The sequence below is a fragment of the Streptomyces sp. NPDC088745 genome, assembly GCF_044751045.1.
GTDB classification, from domain to species: domain Bacteria; phylum Actinomycetota; class Actinomycetes; order Streptomycetales; family Streptomycetaceae; genus Streptomyces; species Streptomyces cremeus.
The window spans coordinates 195,932-213,399 of sequence record NZ_JBIVLB010000010.1 but is presented as its reverse complement, the minus strand read 5'-3'; the positions used below and the strand labels follow the sequence as shown (position 1 = coordinate 213,399).

General features: G+C 70.0%; 15 protein-coding genes and 2 pseudogenes. 8 read left to right on the top strand and 9 right to left on the bottom strand.

What is annotated here, in order from left to right; genetic code table 11:
- Nucleotides 1–397: 397 nt before the first annotated feature.
- A pseudogene (locus ACIP93_RS25210) lies at nucleotides 398–1,280 on the top strand (IS5 family transposase).
- 24 nt (nucleotides 1,281–1,304) lie between these two features.
- On the opposite strand, the gene ACIP93_RS25205 reads toward ACIP93_RS25210, so the two are convergent.
- Entirely contained in the window at nucleotides 1,305–1,829 is a 525-nt protein-coding gene (locus tag ACIP93_RS25205) for a nucleotidyltransferase domain-containing protein (protein WP_401761905.1), read from the bottom strand.
- A gap of 770 nt (nucleotides 1,830–2,599) precedes the next feature.
- On the opposite strand from ACIP93_RS25205, the gene ACIP93_RS25200 reads away from it, so the two are divergent.
- Nucleotides 2,600–3,007 carry a hypothetical protein gene (locus ACIP93_RS25200; protein ID WP_345227225.1) on the top strand — a complete coding sequence of 136 codons (408 nt, stop codon included), beginning with the start codon at nucleotides 2,600–2,602 and terminating at the stop codon, nucleotides 3,005–3,007.
- A 220-nt stretch (nucleotides 3,008–3,227) separates the two neighbouring features.
- Here ACIP93_RS25200 and ACIP93_RS25195 read toward each other — a convergent pair whose 3' ends face one another.
- A complete protein-coding gene (locus tag ACIP93_RS25195; protein ID WP_401761902.1) occupies nucleotides 3,228–3,794 on the bottom strand; it encodes a hypothetical protein in 567 nt (188 codons plus the stop codon).
- A 311-nt stretch (nucleotides 3,795–4,105) separates the two neighbouring features.
- On the opposite strand from ACIP93_RS25195, the gene ACIP93_RS25190 reads away from it, so the two are divergent.
- From ACIP93_RS25190 to ACIP93_RS25175, 4 genes and pseudogenes are all read left to right on the top strand, one after another.
- On the top strand, nucleotides 4,106–4,264 hold the full coding sequence (locus ACIP93_RS25190) for a hypothetical protein (RefSeq protein WP_401761900.1): 159 nt from the start codon (nucleotides 4,106–4,108) through the stop codon (nucleotides 4,262–4,264).
- 12 nt (nucleotides 4,265–4,276) lie between these two features.
- A complete protein-coding gene (locus ACIP93_RS25185; RefSeq protein ID WP_401761898.1) occupies nucleotides 4,277–4,558 on the top strand; it encodes a hypothetical protein in 282 nt (93 codons plus the stop codon).
- A gap of 302 nt (nucleotides 4,559–4,860) precedes the next feature.
- Nucleotides 4,861–6,123: an aromatic acid exporter family protein gene (locus ACIP93_RS25180; RefSeq protein ID WP_401761896.1), complete on the top strand. Its 1,263-nt coding sequence runs from the start codon at nucleotides 4,861–4,863 to the stop codon at nucleotides 6,121–6,123.
- A gap of 1,214 nt (nucleotides 6,124–7,337) precedes the next feature.
- Nucleotides 7,338–7,448 (top strand): annotated as a pseudogene (locus tag ACIP93_RS25175) (IS5/IS1182 family transposase); the annotation flags it as partial.
- 174 nt (nucleotides 7,449–7,622) lie between these two features.
- On the opposite strand, the gene ACIP93_RS25170 reads toward ACIP93_RS25175, so the two are convergent.
- Nucleotides 7,623–8,066, bottom strand: coding sequence for a nuclear transport factor 2 family protein (locus ACIP93_RS25170; protein ID WP_401761894.1), 444 nt, complete (start codon nucleotides 8,064–8,066; stop codon nucleotides 7,623–7,625).
- Nucleotides 8,067–8,724: 658 nt separating this feature from the next.
- Nucleotides 8,725–10,323 carry a helix-turn-helix domain-containing protein gene (locus tag ACIP93_RS25165; RefSeq protein WP_401761892.1) on the bottom strand — a complete coding sequence of 533 codons (1,599 nt, stop codon included), beginning with the start codon at nucleotides 10,321–10,323 and terminating at the stop codon, nucleotides 8,725–8,727.
- A 241-nt stretch (nucleotides 10,324–10,564) separates the two neighbouring features.
- Between ACIP93_RS25165 and ACIP93_RS25160 the strand changes: the two genes are divergently transcribed.
- Nucleotides 10,565–10,816: a hypothetical protein gene (locus ACIP93_RS25160; RefSeq protein ID WP_401761890.1), complete on the top strand. Its 252-nt coding sequence runs from the start codon at nucleotides 10,565–10,567 to the stop codon at nucleotides 10,814–10,816.
- A 155-nt stretch (nucleotides 10,817–10,971) separates the two neighbouring features.
- On the opposite strand, the gene ACIP93_RS25155 is transcribed toward ACIP93_RS25160, so the two are convergent.
- Nucleotides 10,972–11,487: a hypothetical protein gene (locus tag ACIP93_RS25155; protein WP_345227209.1), complete on the bottom strand. Its 516-nt coding sequence runs from the start codon at nucleotides 11,485–11,487 to the stop codon at nucleotides 10,972–10,974.
- Nucleotides 11,488–12,003: 516 nt separating this feature from the next.
- Here ACIP93_RS25155 and ACIP93_RS25150 point away from each other — a divergent pair.
- A complete protein-coding gene (locus ACIP93_RS25150) occupies nucleotides 12,004–12,369 on the top strand; it encodes an anti-sigma factor antagonist (RefSeq protein WP_401761888.1) in 366 nt (121 codons plus the stop codon).
- A 7-nt stretch (nucleotides 12,370–12,376) separates the two neighbouring features.
- Here the strand turns inward: ACIP93_RS25150 and ACIP93_RS25145 are convergent, their stop codons facing one another.
- The 4 genes from ACIP93_RS25145 to ACIP93_RS25130 are packed head-to-tail and all read right to left on the bottom strand — an operon-like array spanning nucleotide 12,377 to nucleotide 16,082.
- Nucleotides 12,377–12,901: a MarR family winged helix-turn-helix transcriptional regulator gene (locus ACIP93_RS25145; protein WP_401761886.1), complete on the bottom strand. Its 525-nt coding sequence runs from the start codon at nucleotides 12,899–12,901 to the stop codon at nucleotides 12,377–12,379.
- A gap of 51 nt (nucleotides 12,902–12,952) precedes the next feature.
- The gene (locus ACIP93_RS25140) at nucleotides 12,953–13,423 is read right to left on the bottom strand and encodes an STAS domain-containing protein (protein WP_401761884.1); all 471 of its coding nucleotides are present in this window, start codon (nucleotides 13,421–13,423) and stop codon (nucleotides 12,953–12,955) included.
- Nucleotides 13,420–14,496: a B12-binding domain-containing protein gene (locus ACIP93_RS25135; protein ID WP_401761882.1), complete on the bottom strand. Its 1,077-nt coding sequence runs from the start codon at nucleotides 14,494–14,496 to the stop codon at nucleotides 13,420–13,422. Before ACIP93_RS25135 ends, ACIP93_RS25140 begins: the two co-directional genes overlap by 4 nt.
- Nucleotides 14,493–16,082 carry a PP2C family protein-serine/threonine phosphatase gene (locus tag ACIP93_RS25130; RefSeq protein ID WP_401761881.1) on the bottom strand — a complete coding sequence of 530 codons (1,590 nt, stop codon included), beginning with the start codon at nucleotides 16,080–16,082 and terminating at the stop codon, nucleotides 14,493–14,495. The genes ACIP93_RS25135 and ACIP93_RS25130 overlap by 4 nt, the downstream gene beginning before the upstream one ends.
- Nucleotides 16,083–17,468 lie beyond the last annotated feature (1,386 nt).

Sequence of the window (17,468 nt, the reverse complement as noted above, 5' to 3'; positions counted from 1 at the left end):
CGCGGGCCGGGCACGGCAGGACACCGGCCTTCTCGGAGAACCCGCGGGTCACCGCCCCGGCGATCAGTCGGTGCCTGATCCGACGGGCCGCTGCTTGTCGGTTCAGGCGGTCATGGCCACCCTGCTCGCGCTGTTGTTGCTCCTGGTCGCAGGTACTGCACGCGCCAGGCGACTCGGGCGAAACCGACGACGGCACCGTCGTCGCCGGGAACGACCGCGTCGGCACGAGTCCCGGCGGGAGGACAGGCAGTACGACGACGTCGGCCCGCCGACACCGGTGACGGCTGTGTTCTCGTCCCGAAGATCTGGCACGCGGACGGACGAGTTGAGAGCGCCCGCGCTTTCGGCAGGGCCGGAACGTCGACATCCCGGCGTTCCGACGTACGCGTAGTCGGCTATGCCGTTTCTTTCAGATCATCTGGTCATTGGTTGGTGTGTGTCGTTGACTGATGCGCAGTGGGCGCGGATCGAGCCGTTGCTGCCGGATCGGACGCCGAGACGGGGTGGGCGGTGACGGGATCACCGGCAGGTGATCGATGCGATTGTGTCCAAGTACGCACCGGCACGCCGTGGATGGATCTACCCGAGCGCCTCGGGTCGTAGAAGGGCGCCCCAAACCGGCTGCGGATGTGGGCGGTCGACGGCACATGGGAGAAGGTCTTCACCGCCCTGCTCGCCCAGGCCGATGCCGAAGGAGACCTCGACTGGGTCATCGCGGTCGACTCCACGGTCGTCCGCGCTCACCAGCACGCGGCCGGGGCCCGTCAAAAGGGGCTCCGCCCGGCGAGCCGCACGACCATGCCCTCGGACGGTCCCACGGCGGACTGGCCACGAAGATCCACCTCGCCGCCGACAGCCGCTGCCGGCCCCTCGCCTTCGTCCTCACGCCGGGCCAGGCAGGTGACGCACCGGCATTCGAGCAGGTCATGAACCAGATACGAGTGCCCAGACCGGTCGGCCGGCCCAGAATCACCCCCGACATAGTCCTGGCCGACAATGCCTACTCCTCGCGGGCAATCCGCCGCCACCTGCGACGGCGCGGAATCCGAGCAGTCATCCCTCAACCCGCGGACCAGGCCGCGAACCGCAAGCGGCGGGGCCGCCTCGGTGGGCGACCGCCAGCCTTCGACCGCGAGGCCTACAGGCAGCGCAACACCGTCGAACGCTGCGTCAACAAGCTCAAGCAATGGCGCGGTCTGGCCACCCGCTACGACAAAACCGCCACCACCTGCCTTGCCGCGTTCCACCTCGCCGCCATCTTCATTTGGTCAGCCAGGTGATCCCAATCAAACGGTTTGGGGGACTCAGGGCTCGAAACTCTCAGGCAGCGGGATCCCGAACTTCCGGCACAGCAAGGGGACATCGTGGCGATCGACATCACGAGCCGGGTATCCCGTATGGCAGCGCACCGCCCACTCGGCCGACTCGCAACGCACTGCGGTCCCGGCGATGAAACCGTGTCCGGCGAGTGCCTCAGCCGGAAAGGCATCGCCATCCACCACGGATCCGTAGTGCAGCGATCCATCGGCAAGAGACTCGTAGAGGTGCAAGTCGACCCGCAACCCTACGCCGTCGTGCAGAACGAAGTTCCACGGCCTGTCACCAGGCCACGGGAAGATTCGGTCGACGCCGGCCTCCCCGAACGCAACGAACAGCGCGTCAAGATGTACGGCCGGCACCCATAGATCGAGGTCGGAATGATCTCTCGTCTGCTTCCCGAGCAGTGCATCCACGCTCCACCCACCACCCACACACGCATCTACGCCGTGGGCGTGGAGCCGCTCCAGAAGCGCGAGTGCATCCTCGGCTGACATCGCATAGTGGCTCACCGTGCGAAGGTAGAGGTCGGACCGACGTCGCATCCAGCGATTATCACGACTTCATCGGACCGGGTCCCCTGCGACGGACTTCGGCGTAGCGCGCGGCCTCCGGTAATCCCGCCATCACCCGCCCCACCTCGGCATCCGATCCGACAGCAACGGCTCGATTCCCACCCACTGCGCATCAGCCAATGACACACACCAACCAGCGATCAGATGATCTGAAAGAAACGGCCTAGCCGGCGGCCTCGTCCCCCATCGGCACCGCACCGCGAACTCCAGCGAACGACAAAGGTGATCGGCTGAATCGGCCCCTCGTGAAAGCAGTCGAGGCGGTCGCCGTCCCAGGTGCGCACCGGGGGCTCGACGCTCACCCGGCGGCCGCGCTCACACGATGAACACCGGCCGCGCTCGCACGATGAACACGATGAAGTCGAGGGCCGGATCACCGCCGTACGGCAGGTGGATTCGCGGAACAGCGCATGCACCGCTTCTCCTTCGGGGTCTCCCACCCGAGCGGTCGGGCTCTCAGCAGCATCATGTGTGATCACTCAGCCGGCGTGCGCCGTCTCGACGGGCTCCGGGCGCGCGTGCGCCCCTTGTGCCCGGTCGGCGTCCCGGTGGATGCTGGAGAGGCCGGGGCTCCGCCCTCGCAGCGGACGGGGGGAGTGTGCTGTTCGACGGAAACATCCTGGCCGGTCGTCCCTTCTCACCTGGCACGGCCGACCGGGCGAGTGAGCACGCTGTCCCCAGCCGACGAAACGCGTCAGGAGAGACGAATGAAGCGTGCAGCTGTAGGGCTGGCCGGACTGGTCGTTGCGAGTGCCGCCGCTTTCACGGGGGCGCCCGACAGTTCGGCAGCGGTCTCGACAGTGCCGACGACCTTCTACTGCTATCCCGCTGTGACGGCGGGAACGGTGTGCGAACCGTATCCGCCGGCCTGGAAGACTTCGGGCCCGCGCAAAATCTCCATCACGGTGACCGACCACGCCGCACTGGGCGAAAGGTGCCGGCTCTACGTGGACGGCATCGGCTTGTTGTCCTGGGTCTACATCGATCCGGGAGACGATTCCAAGTTCTATCTCGGCACGGTGGAGGGGAACACCGGTTTCAACCTGCGCTGCCAGCGGCGTGCGGCCAGCGGTGACAAAGACGTCGGCGGGAGGGTGTGGCAGGACCGGGCGTGACCAGAACGAGTGCCGGTGACCCCACCGACAGGTGCTCTCGCCTGAAGGTCCTGGCGCACATCGTCCGGCAGGAACAAACAGGCCGACGTGAAAACCAGGGTGGTCACCGACGGTCAGGGACATGTACCGGGTGCGGCCCGGCCCGTGAGCTGACCGCGACAGCGCACGACCCCCGACAGAGCCTTGTGGCGTGCACGTCCACGAGCCCCTTCAGATGTGGTCAGATGTGGGAAGTGAGGCCGGTGACGGGGTCGTGGGAGATCAGCGTCGGCATCCCCGGGGCGTACCGAACGGTTTCGCCGGTCATCAGGGCCCGTCGTCGGCCGGCCGTCGCGACCTCGGCCAGGAACCGCAGCACGGAGGCCACCCCCGCCTCGTCGAGGACGCTCTCGGGCCGGACGGAGAACTCGATCTCCTCCTCGTCGTGGGGCAGGGCGAAGAACCAGACGGCGCCGAAGCGGGCCCGGAAGGCGAAACTCGTCCCCCGGCCCTCCGGCTCGTCTGCCCAGACGCGGAAGAGGTCGGCGAAGGCCGGACGCACGGGATCAAGCGCGGAGTAAGGGTGCTCCACCTCGGTCTCGTCGGCTGCGACACGCAGACGTTCGAGGACCGCGATCCACTCGACCCGGGTCGTGTCGAGGACCCGAATGTCCCTCAGACTGCCGTCGAGACGGAAGGCATCGCGCATCCAGGGCTGGGGCAGGCACCGCGCGCGCGTGCCGGGTTCACCGGCGTGCACGTCTTCGTGCGCCGGCTCGACCCGCCGCCTCGCGTTCGTCTCTTCCATGGCATCAAGGTAAAGGCCGTCTGCGACTGGCCGACACCGACGGGGGAGTCCAGCACATGGCGCAGGACCTCCAGGTCTGACGCCGACAGCGGAAGCAGCCCCGCTTCTCCGTTTCATCCGCTTCTCGCAGCCGCAGGACGCGGGCGGGGGTGTCTGAAGTCAACGTGCCTTGTCGTCCCTCTCTTTCCCCGGAGTGTCTGAGCCCTTCTCTGCCCACACCCAAGCCGGCCGGTCTGCGCCCCCGTCCCCGCCCGGCCGTCTGACCGCGGACCCTCGCGCCGCCGTCCTTCGTGATCCCACTGTCCACGGACATGTACCTTCCGGGTTTTCCGGCCACGGCCCGGGAGCTGCCCACGCACGCCTCCGGCCTCCAACTCACCGGCACCGCATTCCTCTTCGGGCAGGCCGTCGGCCAACTGGCACTCGGGCCCCTCTCCGAGAGGTACGAACGCCGGAAGCCGATCCTCTGAGGAGTGGCGTTCGTGGGCCTCGTACCCGACGCCGCAGACGTCGACCTGGAGTTGGCGCGCGGCACCCTTTCCGACGTGCGCCGGCCCGGAGTTCCCGTGACCAGGCAGTCACGGGAGCTCGAACTCGGGCAGACAGCGCTCGCCCTCCACCCCGTACAAGACCTGCACTTTCTCGGCGATGCCGCCGACCGTGACGTGCGGCCAGTCGGTCCGGACCCGCGTCTCGTCGACGAACCCGCAGGGCGGAGCGTCCCTACGGCGAGCGCGGAGTCGCGCAGCCAGGAGGAGCGGTAGCCCCCCGGCGGTGCCTCCGCCCCCCTGGACTGCGCCAGGCCACTGCCGGGCGCGGAGCACACCTTCACCAGCACGTCGATGAACGGGCCGCATGGACCCCTCGGCGATCTGCCGGCCGTTCTCGCCACGGCGAACGCCTGACGAACGTAGCGCCCGACGACCGGGTCGCCCGACGACCAGGTCGCCCGACGTGCGCGGATGCACTGCGGCGCGTGGCGCGTAGGACGCCCCCGCCGCCGTTTGTCCGGTTACGGTCCTGTCCGAATACGTTCGATGTGCCTGACGAAGGGAACAGCCTACGGATGCACAAGGTACGTAAGAAGGCCGCGACGGCTCTGCGGCGGATGAAGTGGCTCCGGGACCCCGCGGTCGTGCAGGCGCTGCGCTCGGCCGCCGCCGCGTCGATCGCCTACGTGATCGCGGTGCGCCTGTCCCCCGACAAGTCGGCGGCGCCGCTCACCGCGCCCCTCACCGCTCTGCTGGTCGTCCAGGTCACTCTGTACGCGACGCTCAAGATGAGCTTCCGCAGAGTGAACGCCGTGGTGGCCGGTGTCCTGGTCGCCATCGCCTTCAGCCAACTGGTCGGCCTGAGCTGGTGGAGCCTGGCGCTGGTGATCGTCGCGGCGCTGGGCGTCGGACACCTCGTGCGGGCGCACGAGTTCGTGGCCGAGGTGGCGATCAGCGCGATGCTGGTGCTCGGCGTGACCTCGCACGGGGCCCTGGCGTGGGCGCGGGTCGTGGAGACGCTGATCGGCGCGATCGTCGGTCTCGCCTTCAACTTCGTACTCGCGCCCCCGGTGTGGGTGGAGCAGGCGGGCGAGTCGATCGAGGGGCTGGCCCGGCGGGTGCGGCAACTGATGCTGCGGATGGGCGAGGAGGCAGCGGGCAGTACGGCGTTCCATGAGGCGGCGGCCCGGCTGCACGAGGCCCGCCGCCTCGACCACGAGATCGGCGAGGTGGACGAGGACCTCCGGCAGGCCGAAGACAGTCTGCGGCTCAACCCCCGCGTGCGCGAGGGGCTGCTGCACCGGGTGGTGCTGCGCTCCGGTCTGGACACGCTGGAGATCTGCACAGTGGTCATGCGGGTGCTCGCCCGCACCTTCACCGACCTCGCGAAGGAACGGGAACCCGAGCCGCTGTTCCCGCCCGAGACGGGTGCCAAGGTCGAGCAGCTCCTGTCCGAGATCGCCGACGCCGTAGTCAGCTTCGCGGTCCTGGTCACCACCAGCGTCAGCGACAACGCCGAGTCCGCCGAGGAACGGCTCTCCGCCGAACTGCGGCAGGCCGCGATCACCCGGGACAAGCTGGCCGCGCTGCTCCTCGACGACGTCCGGCGCGACCCGCGGCAGTGGCAACTGCAGGGCGCGGTGCTGAGCGAGGTCAACCGCATCATCGACGAAATGGACGTCGAGCACCGTTCACGCCGGCTCCTGGAGGAACTGGACCGGTACTCGCGTGAACAGCGCGAACGCATGCCGCGCCTGACCTCGCTGCGCGACCGTATACAGTCCCGGACCCGGTCGCGGAAGCGGAACCGCAGGGGTGCCGCGCGGCGTTCTCGTTGAGGACGCCGGACACAGGACGACGGACGTCGCACGCCGCACCGTGCGACTTCCACCTGCTCCATCGGCAGAGCCGCAATGACGTGAATGACCTGAAGCCGCGTCAACCCGCTCCGGTCGGCTGGTCAGTACCTTCCGTGCACCGGGGAACCGCTCTTGCCGGACCGGGCGGCCTGGGCGGGCCGTCTGGTCGCGGGTGTGCCGGGTGTGTCCGCCCGGGACCCGAGCGGGACGTCGATCCGCCGCCAGCACCCGCTCCAGCCAGGAACGACGGGTCTGCCACGCCGCCCGGCTGATCACCGCGCCCGGGACCACCAGGTCGAACGTGTGGCAGCCCCCGGGACCACGCATGCAGCTCGGCAGAGTCGCCGGCCCGTCAGATACCGGTCGGCATGGGCGACGGCCTCGTCGTGCAGCGTTTCCGCGGAGCCGACGCCGGTGAAGGCGGGCAGCAGCCCGGACAGATCCGTGGCGCGGGCGGGCGCGGCGCAGGGCGACCCGTCTGTGCCCCACACGTGGACCTGGGCAGGGCCTTCCGCCCGGAGCCGTTCCGGCCTCGGCCCAGACATCGACCTTTTCCATCCGATGAGCCGAAGCACTGTCGTCGCGGTCGCCGAGCACCGGGCACAACAGCGACTGCCCGACCAGCCGCGGACCGCCCCCGCCGCGCGCCGACGGACTCAGCGCGGCGGCCAGGCCACCGCCGGCACTCGTCCTCAGCCCGGCAGCGATCGCCTCCGGGCTCGCGACGGCCGCTCCCGCAATGGTGGGCGTCATCATCGTGATCACTTTCCGGGACTGACCGGCTGTCACCCGCCTGCGTGCGTACGGGCCCGCCGGGATGCGGCCGGACACAGGTGCCCGTACGGTCGTGCGTGCACGTTCCCGACAGGACGAAGCACCGGTGGTCCCGTGCCGTCGCACGTACACGGGGCCACCACTTCATCTCTCCGCGCACCGTCAGGCCCGCCGTCGCCGCACGGCCCCCGCACCGCACCGGTCCCGTGTTGTTCGACTGGGTGGAACTCGGCGGTGGGGACGTGCCGGTCATGCATCCGGCCCGTCCGTACCGGTCCCGTCTCGACATGCAACGGCACCACTGACGCTCACGCGGCAGACGGCACCCCAAGCATGTACCTCCTGTCCCGCCAGGGCCCGGACCTCACGAGTCGCAGGTGGCACCGAGGCGGCGTACACAGACGGTATGAGCGATGCGTGAGGTGGCGCGCGAACGCGGCGGCAACGGTCCCGACGGAGGCCGGCCATGGGCGCTGCCGCTCGCCGAGCGGGTGCTGCTGGTCACGGCGGCCGCCCGCCAGCGTTCGACACGATTGACCACCCCGAACGACACGCGGTCGAGTGCGGCAGCAACCGCCTCAGAAGGCACCGGCCAGCCGCCACCCGCTACGACAAACCCGCCGTCCGCTACGAAGCAACCGTTCTCGTCGCAGCCGTCGACGAGTGGCTGTGACCAGAACTTTGGCCGGTGATCCGGTAGCCCCTCACCGGTCCTCCGTCTCGAACGCCCGGGCGACGGCGAGGCTGTCCTCGTAGACATGGTGCCGGGTGACAAGGCCGTCTTCGACGGTGAGGTGAAGGGCGAACCGGGCCCGATACGCCCGGCCCGTGGGCCGTGCCGTCTGGCGGATCTCGCCCAGCACCACCGCATCGTCTCCGTCGACAAGAACGCGCTCGACCTCAGTAGCGACGTGCTCCGGCACATGGTGCTCAGCAAGCTCGCGATAGTGTGCGGCCGCGTCGGCCCGGGTGGACCGGTGACGGATCCACGGCGTGGCGGCGCGGCCGTGTTCGCCTTCCGGCCAGTTGAGCTTCCAATCGCCGTGTTCGGCATACAGTTCGGCGATGCGCTCCGGGTCGCCTTCGCCGATCCTGCGCAGCAACTCCTCAACGACGGTGCGCGTGTTCGTACCTGCGGCCGTGGACATGGCATGCCTCTCCGTCTTGGTCCGCATCCTCCGACGCGGAGTGATCGCCAACCCTGCCAGCACAGCCCGGCCGAGACGATTACCCCTGAAGCAAGGCGAGCGCATCAGCGAGATCCACTTCTTGTCCCCGGGCCGTCGACGTCCTCGGGTACGTGCTCCTCGTCGGCCGCGAGGTGCGCATCCACCTTCTCGTCGGTGTCCAGCCCGACAGGGATGTCCTCGGCGAGTGGCAGGAGAACATGCGCAGTCCCGTCCGATCGGCTGCGGCGAGCAGCCCCATGTCACGCAGGGACTCCAGCGCGCGGTTCGCGGCTCGCGCGGTCTGCCGATCTGCGGAGAACCGGTGCCCATCGGGGCGGGACCGACCCGAAGTTCACACGCGCATGCTGTCACGGCAAACCTTCAAGACCCCCCGAAGGAAGAGCTGCGCTCTTCGTCAATGACAGCCCTCCGGATCCGCTGGAGGAACCCCTCTGCGCAGGGCTCGTCGAGGAGGCCGACACCCTCGCCCTTGTGCGCACGGCGGCCTACGGAACCGTGACCGGCCACTCGTACGGTCACCTCAGCCCGAGGACGGGCTCGGCTCCTCCTGACACGCACCCTCACGGCCCGGTCGGTCCACAGCAGCGGCCGCCGGCCTGGTCCTCGGTCATCTGCCCTACTGCTGTGTGGCACGGGTGAGTTTTTTCGCGGGGCCGTGGAGGCCGGGGGATGCCCAGGTGAGGTGGAGGTCTTCTGGCCAGACCAGCGGGTATGCGGTGCCGGGTTTCGGGGTGCGGTGGGCCTGCCAGGTGAGGTGGCATCCGGTGAGCAGGGGGGTCTTGCCCGGGGTGTGCGGGAGGAGGATCTGATTCCTGAGGTCGGTCGAGCTGCGGTTTTTGCTGAGGGTTCCCTCGGCCAGCAGACGGCCGCGTGCGGCGGTGCGTAGCTGCCACCGCACGTGCACGTCTTCAGGGACCCGCCCCCGCAGGCGGAGGAAGCCGCCGAAGGCTGCGGTGAGGTACTGCGGCCGTACGTCGTCGGGGAGCGGATGTTTGCGGCCGGAGCCCCGCCACGGGACGTCCAGGCGCACCGAACCGCCGGTGGGTGCCGACGGACGTCCCTTCTGCGGCTTTCGTGAGTGCTGCGGCTTGATGCGGAGCTCTCGCGGGTTCTGGCGGTCGCCGACCGACGTGATGGTCCACCCCTGGACGCTCCCGCCGCCGACCACGAGGGGGGTGGGCAGGCCTCGGTGGTGTACCCACAGCGTTCCCAGTACGGCCGCGAGTGGCGAGATCATGAGCAGCAGGAGCCACCCGCCCGGGATCCTGTCCGCCCTGTCGAGACCGGCCTGCTGAAACGACGCGACCTGAAGGCCGCAGGCCAGCACGATCAGGACCACGCTCAGCACCGTGCGCCGGAAATCGGTGCGCGGGACAGCCGGCAGAACGCGGGAGGGAGCACGCCCGCCACCCGGTGACCGCGCAGAAGCAGGCCCGGGCGGTGCGAAGGAGACGGCCTCTCCGGGCTCCGTGTGCACCGCCCCGGCGGCCACGGGGGCGGTGACCTGCGTTGCCATACCGGGAACGGTCTCCCCGCCCACTGTCGGCGGAGCTTCGTCGCGGAGCCTCTCCACCTGGTGGCGCAGCACCGTAACCTCTCTGCGCAGCAGGTGCACTTCCGCCTGGTGCGCGGTCAACTCGCCCTCGATCTGCCGGGCATAACGCTGGGCGTGCGCCAACTGCTCCTGCTGGACGGCCAAAGCGGCCCGGTTGGCATCACGCTCTTCTTCCGCGGCCGCCCGCCCCGCGAGGGCCTGGTCGAGCTCGTTCTCCAGAGCGCCCAGCCGTACGGCGACTTCCTCCAGTTCCCCGGCGGTCGCCCGGTGCGCCTCCTCGCTGCGGGCACGCGCATCGGTGGCCCGCCTTGCTTCTTCCATCCAGTACAGCGCCCTGGTGTCCGGGCGCGGGCTGCTTCTCTGTGCCGCCCGACGCAGCACGTTCAGCTCCTCCACAACCTCCGGCGCGACCTCCTCGCCTCGGTCCGCCAGGAAGGCCACGGCGGCCTGGACGAACTCTGCTGGTGCGATCCGTTCCCCGGACAGGTACCGCGACACCGTCGAGGGGGCGACGTGCGTGGCCTTCGCGAGCGCGTTCTGCGAGGTGTTCGCCAGCCCCGGCTCCAGCATGTCGCCCAACGCCCGCGCGTACGCCGCGGCCCGCACCTCGGCCTCGCGCCGTACGGCCGCGGACTCCTCACGCCCACCAGCTTCGCTCATGCTGCTCCCACTCCTGCGGGCCCGCCCTCCACCTTCACGGGCGGGACGTACGGCAGTGCTGTGATTGTCACGCACGGTGCGGGGCCCGGGGGAGTGGTTGACGAGATCGCCGTCCGTTGCCATTCGTGCGGGAACACCTTCCAGGGCCCGTTCCCGCTTCTGCAGGATCGTCCGGCCCGCCACGCTCGGTTTCGTCCCCGCACATCCAGGTGCGGGGAGGGGAAGAAGCGGGGGCGGGCTGATGACGAACGGCCAGAACATGGCGCCGGGCATCGTGTCGGGAGTGAGCGGCCTCGCGCAGGCCCTGGTCGGCGCACCCCCGTGGTGCGTGGTCGCCTGCCTCGCCCTCAGCCTCGCGCTGGGTGCCCTGCAGGTGGTGTTCCCGCAGGACTCCACCGACCGCCTCGGCTGGTGGGCAGGCCGCCGGACCTACCTGTACCAGCGGCGCCTCCTGCGCACCGCACGCCGCCACGGTCAGCCTCCGGTCCGGTGAGGTTCCGGCGACCGGCCGGGCAGCCTGTCCGTTCACCGTGGATGCGGTGCCACAGGCTGCCCGACGGCCCCGACGGCCCCGACGGCGAGGACGTGCGCCACGCGGTCGTCGGTCAGCTCTCGCTCACCTGCCGGGTGAACCGCCCCCGCCCGCCGTCAGTTCTCCTCGGTGCCCATGGCTTCGAAGGTTCCGCGCATCAACTGGTCGATGGTGCCCGGCTTCTCGGCCAGGGTGTCGAAGAGATCAGCGAGCAGCCACAGCACGAAGCCGTGGACCGTCGCCTCCTTCGGCCCGATCGTCCCGAACCGGTCGCGCCAGGCCACGGTGTCCATGCCCATCGCGGCAGCCATGAGGACACCGGTGGCCATCGGCACCTGCTCCGGGTCAGCCGACTCGAAGGAGGGCAGCTTGCGGATCACGGCGGGGATGAGGTCGTTGAGCGGATCGAGCCGATCCCCGCCGGGCGGTTCCGCGATCAGGTACCCGGTCAGGACCCCCACCAGGAACACCGTGCCCCGCGAGACCTCCTCGCGCCCCACGGAGTCCATCGCCGCCCGCACCCGCTGCTGCGCCTTCCGGCGCTCCTGGGCGGGTGTCCGCTTCTCCAGGACCCGGTAGGCGTCCCACGCCGCACGGACCGCCTCGTCCACCACCACTCCGTCGCTGTTCATGAAGGCGACCGTATAGGCGGGGCGACGGGATCCGTGAAGGGCGTCCGGGAAACCGCGCTCCATGATCCATCGGCTCACCTGTCCGTCATGGACATCACCCGGATCGGCTCGTCGCGGCAGTGGGACTCGTGGAGTCGCCACAAGGGCACGACATCAGCCGTTGGCTCCGCGCCACGTGCTCCAGTCGGCTCCGGCGGCCCTCCGACCACGCTTGATCACTGGCGGCATGTCGTCCTTGCCCCGCACCTACCCGACGGATCCGTCGATGAGCGCTCGCACGATGTCCGCGTGGTCGGCATGCCGCTGAGTGTTCGGAGCTCACGCACACCAGGATGTGGCGCGGTGCCGCCTCGCGGCGCCACCCTGCCCCTGCCCAGCCGTGACCGACCACGCCCGGCGGGACGGCGGACGCCCACCCGCATTGTGTGGGCCGGTCTCCACCGGCAGGTCTGCTCAAACTGCTGTGCCACGCTTCCTTCCCCGGTGGTCGGGTGGGTTGTCTGACATGCTCCATACGTGGCAGATCCTGCGGAACGCCTTGACGACGTGCTGGCTGTGCGGCACCGCCCGTACGTGCTCCCGCCCGCTTACGTGCTGTCCGTCATAGGGTCGGTGGAGCCGTGGAACGCCAAAGCGCTGGCCGCTCAGTTCGGGCAGGCTTCAGCGGAGCGCACGGTGCTGGTGGTGGATCTGCACGAGCTGGTCTTCGGGGGCTGGGACCTGATCGGGGTCCTCCTGGACGCCCGCAGCCGGCATCCCGCCGTGGTCCTGGTGGGTCCGCTCCCGCCCTTGTTGTGCGCGCGGTTCGCGGTGACGGGGGCCGGTGCGCTGTTCCCCGTCGCTCCCACTCTCGCGGAGGCCCTCGTCGCTTCCGTTCCGTAGGAGCCGGTCAGGCGGACCGGGCCGGCCGTCCGGCCCGCGGGAGCGCGGTGTCCGTGGTCTGCGGGCGTACGGCGTACAGGGGAGAGCGGTCGGCGGCCAGGGCGCGGTGGAGGGTGTCGAGGGCGCTGCTGAGGGCGGTGTGCTCTTCCTCGGGCAGGCCGGCCAGGGCCTGCTGGAGGAAGAGCTCGCGGCCTGCGCGGACCTGGGCCAGGTGGGCGCGGCCGGCCGGGGTGAGGGCGAGAGTGATCTCGCGTCCGCTGGCGGGGTGCGGGTCGCGCTGGACGAACCCGGCGGCCTGGAGGCGGTCGACGAGGCGGCACACCGAGGGCGGCGACGCGCCGAGCCGGTGGGCGAGGGTGCGCATGGGGATGTGGTCTTGGCCGTCGATGACTCTCATGGCCCTCAGCTGCGGTGCGGGCAGCAGCGGGTTGGGGGCGTCGTGGCGGTTCTGCTCGAAGAGTAGGTCCAGCAGTTCGGCGAGGCGGACTGTCCGGTGGGCGGTGTGGCGAGCGTGATCGGTGCGCTCGGTCATGTCGTTACCCGTCCGAGGAAGGCAGGTTCCTCATCGTGGTGGCTGGGGCGGTCAGGCAGTGGTCTCCGGTTCGGCGGGCCGCGGCGGCGGCCCGGTGGGGAGGGAGGCGGATATGACCTCCTCCCATGGTTGACGATATGCCTTTTCCCGGGAGCGGCGCCCCCCGCCGGCGCCGGCCGCTTCGGGATCGAGGTGGGCGAGGCAGCCGGTGATCTCCAGGATCCGGTCCACGGCCGGCGGTCGGGCATCGAGGTGCAGCGTGATCCGGGCAGCGGTGGTGCGCCGGTGCAGCATCAGCAGGGCGGACAGTCCCACGGAGTCCATGCCGGTGAGTCCTGCGCAGTCCAGGCGCAGAACGGTGGTGCGCGGGCGGTCCTGGAGGTGTCCGCAGGTCTGGTCGAGGAAATCGTCGGCGCTGCCGTGGCCCAGGTGCCCCTTCAGGGCGAGTTTCAGCAGCCCGGCGTCGATGCCGGTGACCGCTTCCAGGCGCAGGGGCGGGTCGAAGGGGTACGGCGGCGTCATGCCTGCTCCTGGGCGAGGCGGCCGTTGTGCGGCGGGGCGAGAGGGCCGGCGGCATGGCGCAGCATGTCCGCGGCGCGGGGGAAGTCCTTGAGTTCCTCGCCGAGGATGTGCAGGGCCGGGACCAGGGAGCGGGCGGGCACGTTGCGGGCGGTGAGGATCCCCGCGGTCCAGGCGAGGAACGTGGTGAAGAGGTCGGCGTCGTCGGTGTAGAGGGCGGTGGCCAGGAAGTCGACGATGTGCGCGACGTCCTCGGCCGTGCGCCCCCGCTGGGCGGGGGTGTAGGCGCGCATCGCGGGGAAACGGTCCTCCAGCCCCGCCATCACCGTCCGCACGAGCTGGGTCTTGGTGCGGGTGACCATCGTGTACTCCTGGTCCCCCAGGTGGGGCAGGTCGTCGATGGGCTGATGGGCCGGGGCGGGACGTCGCAGCGGCCCCTGGTCGAGCCGGTCGGCTGCCGCTCCTGCGTCGGGTGCCCAGGCGTCCGCGCCCAGCAGGGCGGCGTACTGGCCGCGGGGTCCGAAGGCGGCGCCGCCGACGAGGACGGGGGTGCCGGTGGCCTGGACGGCGGTGATCGCGGCGTGCGCGACCGGGAGCCGGGTGGGGATGGAGCTGGAGAGGGCCACGAGGTCGGGGCCGACGTGGTGGACGTGCTGGATGAGGTGGTCGGTGGTGACCTGGGCGCCGAGGTAGTCCACCGCCCAGCCGCGCAGTTTGAGGACTTCGGCGAGCAGGCGGGCGGGCAGCCCGTGCCACTCCCCGTCCACGCACGCCACCACGACCCTCCCCTTCACCGGCGTGCCCGGGGCGGCGGCGGTGCGGTGGGAGAGGGCGGCGATCGCCCGGTCGTTGATCGCGGACGCGGCGTGCTCCTGGGCGACGGTGAGGCGGTTGGCCGCCCATTCCTCTCCGACGCGGCGCTGCACCGGGGCGATCAGACTCAGCAGCACCTCCTGCGCGGGCAGACCGTGCTCCAGGGCGTCGAAGACGACCAGGGTCGCGGCGTGTTCGTTGCCGGTGGACACCGCCTCCCACAGCAGGTCCTGCGGAGTCGGGGGGAGGGCGGTGCTCGTCACGCGGTGAACCTGCCTTTGGTGTGTCCGCCCACCATGCTCAGGTGGTGGGTCCTGGGGGCGGTGATGACCATGACCGCCATGTCGTCGTGCGGGCCGGTCCCGACCCACTGGGAGGCGAGCATCTGCACGTGTTCCACCACCGCTTCGCCGGGCATCCCCGCACACCGTGACAACGCCTCCTGGAAGCGTTCGTCACCGAACATCTCGCCGCCCATGGGGCCGCCCTTGGCCTCGGTGAACCCGTCGGTGAACAGCACACAGAAGTCGCCCGGCGCCAGGGTCTCGTGCACGGTGGTGGCGCGTGCCTCGGGGAACGCGCCGACCAGGGTGCCGCGGGAGGCGCCCTCCTCGACCGTGCCGTTGGCGCGGACGAGCAGCACCGGCGGGTGCCCGGCGCTGGTCACCCGCAGCTTCACCGTCCCTCCTTCCCGCACCGCCGAGACCAGGACGAGGGTGGCGAAGCGGGTGTGGTGGGAGCTGAGCAGGGCCCCGTTGAGGAGCTCCAGCATCCGCTGGTGATTGCCCGCCATCGGCAGCAGGGCGTGCAGGGTGTTGCGGATCTTGCCGGTGAGGACGGCCGCCTCCAGGCCCTTGCCGCTCACGTCGCCGAGAACGGCGAAGGAGGGTTCCCCCTCGACGCTGGCGGGGTGGACGTCGTAGAAGTCGCCGCCGATGCGCTCGCGGTCCTTCGACGGCCGGTAGCCGCCGGCGAACTCCACCCCGGAGATCTGGTGCAGCACCGGCGGCAGCAGCTCCCGCATCAACACCTGCGACACCGACGACTGCTCGGCGTACATGCGGGCCGCGGACATCGCCGCCCCCGACCGCGCGGCGAAGAGGCGGGCGAAGACCTCCTCCTCCTCGCTGAACGCCGCCTCTCCGCTGCGGCGCAGCAGAATGAGGGCGCCCGCGGGCACACCGTGGCCGGGCAGCGGGGTGACCACGATCGAGCCGACATGCCCGTCGAAACCTTCGGGGATCAGCCACTGGGGGGCGGTCACCGGGTCGATCCAGCGGGACGGCACCGGCGGGAAGCCCTGCAACGCCTCGGCGAGACCGGGGACTTCCTGCGGGTCGACCTCCCACTCGTCACGGACCGGCCGCCGGCCGCGCAGACAGCTGACCACCGGCAGCCGGTAACCGCTGCTCGGGGCGATGACCACGGCGGCGTCCGCCAGGTGTTCGGCGGCGAGCTGCGCGGTCACGTCCATGCACCGCTCCAAGTTCAGCGACGACAGCAGGGCGTTGGACGCCTCCGCCAGAAACGCGGTTCGCTCCTGCTCGATGTGCAGGGCCTCGCGGGCGAGCCGGTGGTCGGTGTCGTCCATCAGCCACCACACCACATCCCCGTCGTCCTGCACCGTCGGATGCGCCTCGTACGACCGGTGCGCGACGTCACCGGACACCACCGTGCCCGCACCGTGCGCGTTCGTGGCCACCTTGTGGGCGTGGGCGTCCGCGAGCCAGGGAACCGTGCAGTCCGCCAGGGCCAGTCCGGGGGCCGCGGTCGGGAACAGGGCGGTGGCATGATCATTGGCGTGCCGCACGGTGCCCGACCGGTTGGCGATCAGGACGGGGTAGGGCACAGACGTCCACGCCAAAGACGCCGGAGCGCGGGGGCCCACTGCGTGTTCTTGCCGTGTGGAAGTCACAAGCACAGGGCCCGCGGTGCGAACCCCTCACCTCAATCAGCCGGAAACCGTTGTCGTACGACAACAATCCACCACTGGACCACACACTGGCAAGCCGCCCCCTGTCCGGATGCCCCCAGACCGGTCGCCCACGCTCTCCGCCACGCCGGAGGGCACGGGAACATCACATCGAGCCGTCACCACATGAAACAGCAGTCGAGGAGAAGGCCAGGTCAAAGCCGGGTTGTGTTCTCGTGGTCACGGCGATCGAAGTCTGGGGCCCGGCATGGCCGCTCCTTGGTGAAAGAACTGAGGAGGAGTGTCGCGGGCGGTTCCCTGCCGCTGCTCGTATGCACGGGTGCAGCAAGAGTGTGTCTCTCCGACCCGGTCTGCAAACAGGCACGCGGCGTTTCGTGTCGAGCTGGATTCCGACGCCGGTACGGACGGTGCCGGGGGGCGGGCGCGGTGGTGGCCGGCGACCAGCGGTATCGGTCGTTCGCCACCGCTCTCGCCGCCGCTTGGGTTCTGCGTATCCGGGGGGCGGCTCGTCATCATCCGTACGTGCGTACGTGGTTGTTCGCGGTGCGCAGGCGTGTGCCGTGGCCATCGGTGAGTTTGAGGTGTGCGAGCGGTGGCCCCAGGGAGGGAGGAACATGCTGACCTCCGCCACTTCCTGCCAGCCGGAGGCGTCCATGGCGGATGCGGTGCGGCCTGGCCGCAGTGTGGCGGGAACGGTGCCGAATTCACTGCCGGTCAGCACCGTCGCGCACTGTTCGCTGGGGCCGACGACGACCAAGCCGTCGGCAAAGGCGTCGTTGACCGGGGGATCGACACTGGATGTGGCATCGGTAGCTCAGAGTGACCGGCCAAGGAGCCCGGTGAAACCTCTGCCTGGTGCGAGTGTTTCCGGGTTCGGCTGCGGGGAGGCGGTTGCGCGAAGGGCGCGTATCCGAACGGCAGTGCGGATTCGTCGCTGAATCCCTTCGTGTGCCGATGCCCCGTGTCCCGCCTGAGGTGTTTATTCAATGCCTTTTCATAAAGTCCCGCACGGTGCATGACTCACACCACCCGCGGAGGCGGTCATTCTCAGAACGGTGGAATTGCGAGGCGTTGCACCTTACTGGATGGCTGTCACGTAAATTCGGACAAGTGGGTCAGGTTGGGCGATGAACTCGCCAAGGTCGAGTCAAGCGCGCCTTCGGTTGGTCAACTCCTGGTCAAGCGAACCGACACTGTGAATCGTCGAGCCGAGTCCGGGCACTCGTATGAGTTCTTTTCGTGGGTGGCCGCAAAATTGGGGGTTGACATTCAAATTGGACTCTGTTGATCCTGTGTGTGCAG

Bases quoted from the DNA above. Each gene is read 5' to 3' on its own strand.
- ACIP93_RS25195 (WP_401761902.1), bottom strand. From the start codon at position 3,794: ATGGAAGAGACGAACGCGAGGCGGCGGGTCGAGCCGGCGCACGAAGAC.
- ACIP93_RS25155 (WP_345227209.1), bottom strand. From the start codon at position 11,487: ATGAACAGCGACGGAGTGGTGGTGGACGAGGCGGTCCGTGCGGCGTGG.
- ACIP93_RS25170 (WP_401761894.1), bottom strand. From the start codon at position 8,066: ATGTCCACGGCCGCAGGTACGAACACGCGCACCGTCGTTGAGGAGTTG.
- ACIP93_RS25160 (WP_401761890.1), top strand. From the start codon at position 10,565: ATGACGAACGGCCAGAACATGGCGCCGGGCATCGTGTCGGGAGTGAGC.
- ACIP93_RS25165 (WP_401761892.1), bottom strand. From the start codon at position 10,323: ATGAGCGAAGCTGGTGGGCGTGAGGAGTCCGCGGCCGTACGGCGCGAG.
- ACIP93_RS25200 (WP_345227225.1), top strand. From the start codon at position 2,600: ATGAAGCGTGCAGCTGTAGGGCTGGCCGGACTGGTCGTTGCGAGTGCC.
- ACIP93_RS25190 (WP_401761900.1), top strand. From the start codon at position 4,106: ATGTACCTTCCGGGTTTTCCGGCCACGGCCCGGGAGCTGCCCACGCAC.
- ACIP93_RS25145 (WP_401761886.1), bottom strand. From the start codon at position 12,901: ATGACCGAGCGCACCGATCACGCTCGCCACACCGCCCACCGGACAGTC.
- ACIP93_RS25180 (WP_401761896.1), top strand. From the start codon at position 4,861: ATGCACAAGGTACGTAAGAAGGCCGCGACGGCTCTGCGGCGGATGAAG.
- ACIP93_RS25140 (WP_401761884.1), bottom strand. From the start codon at position 13,423: ATGACGCCGCCGTACCCCTTCGACCCGCCCCTGCGCCTGGAAGCGGTC.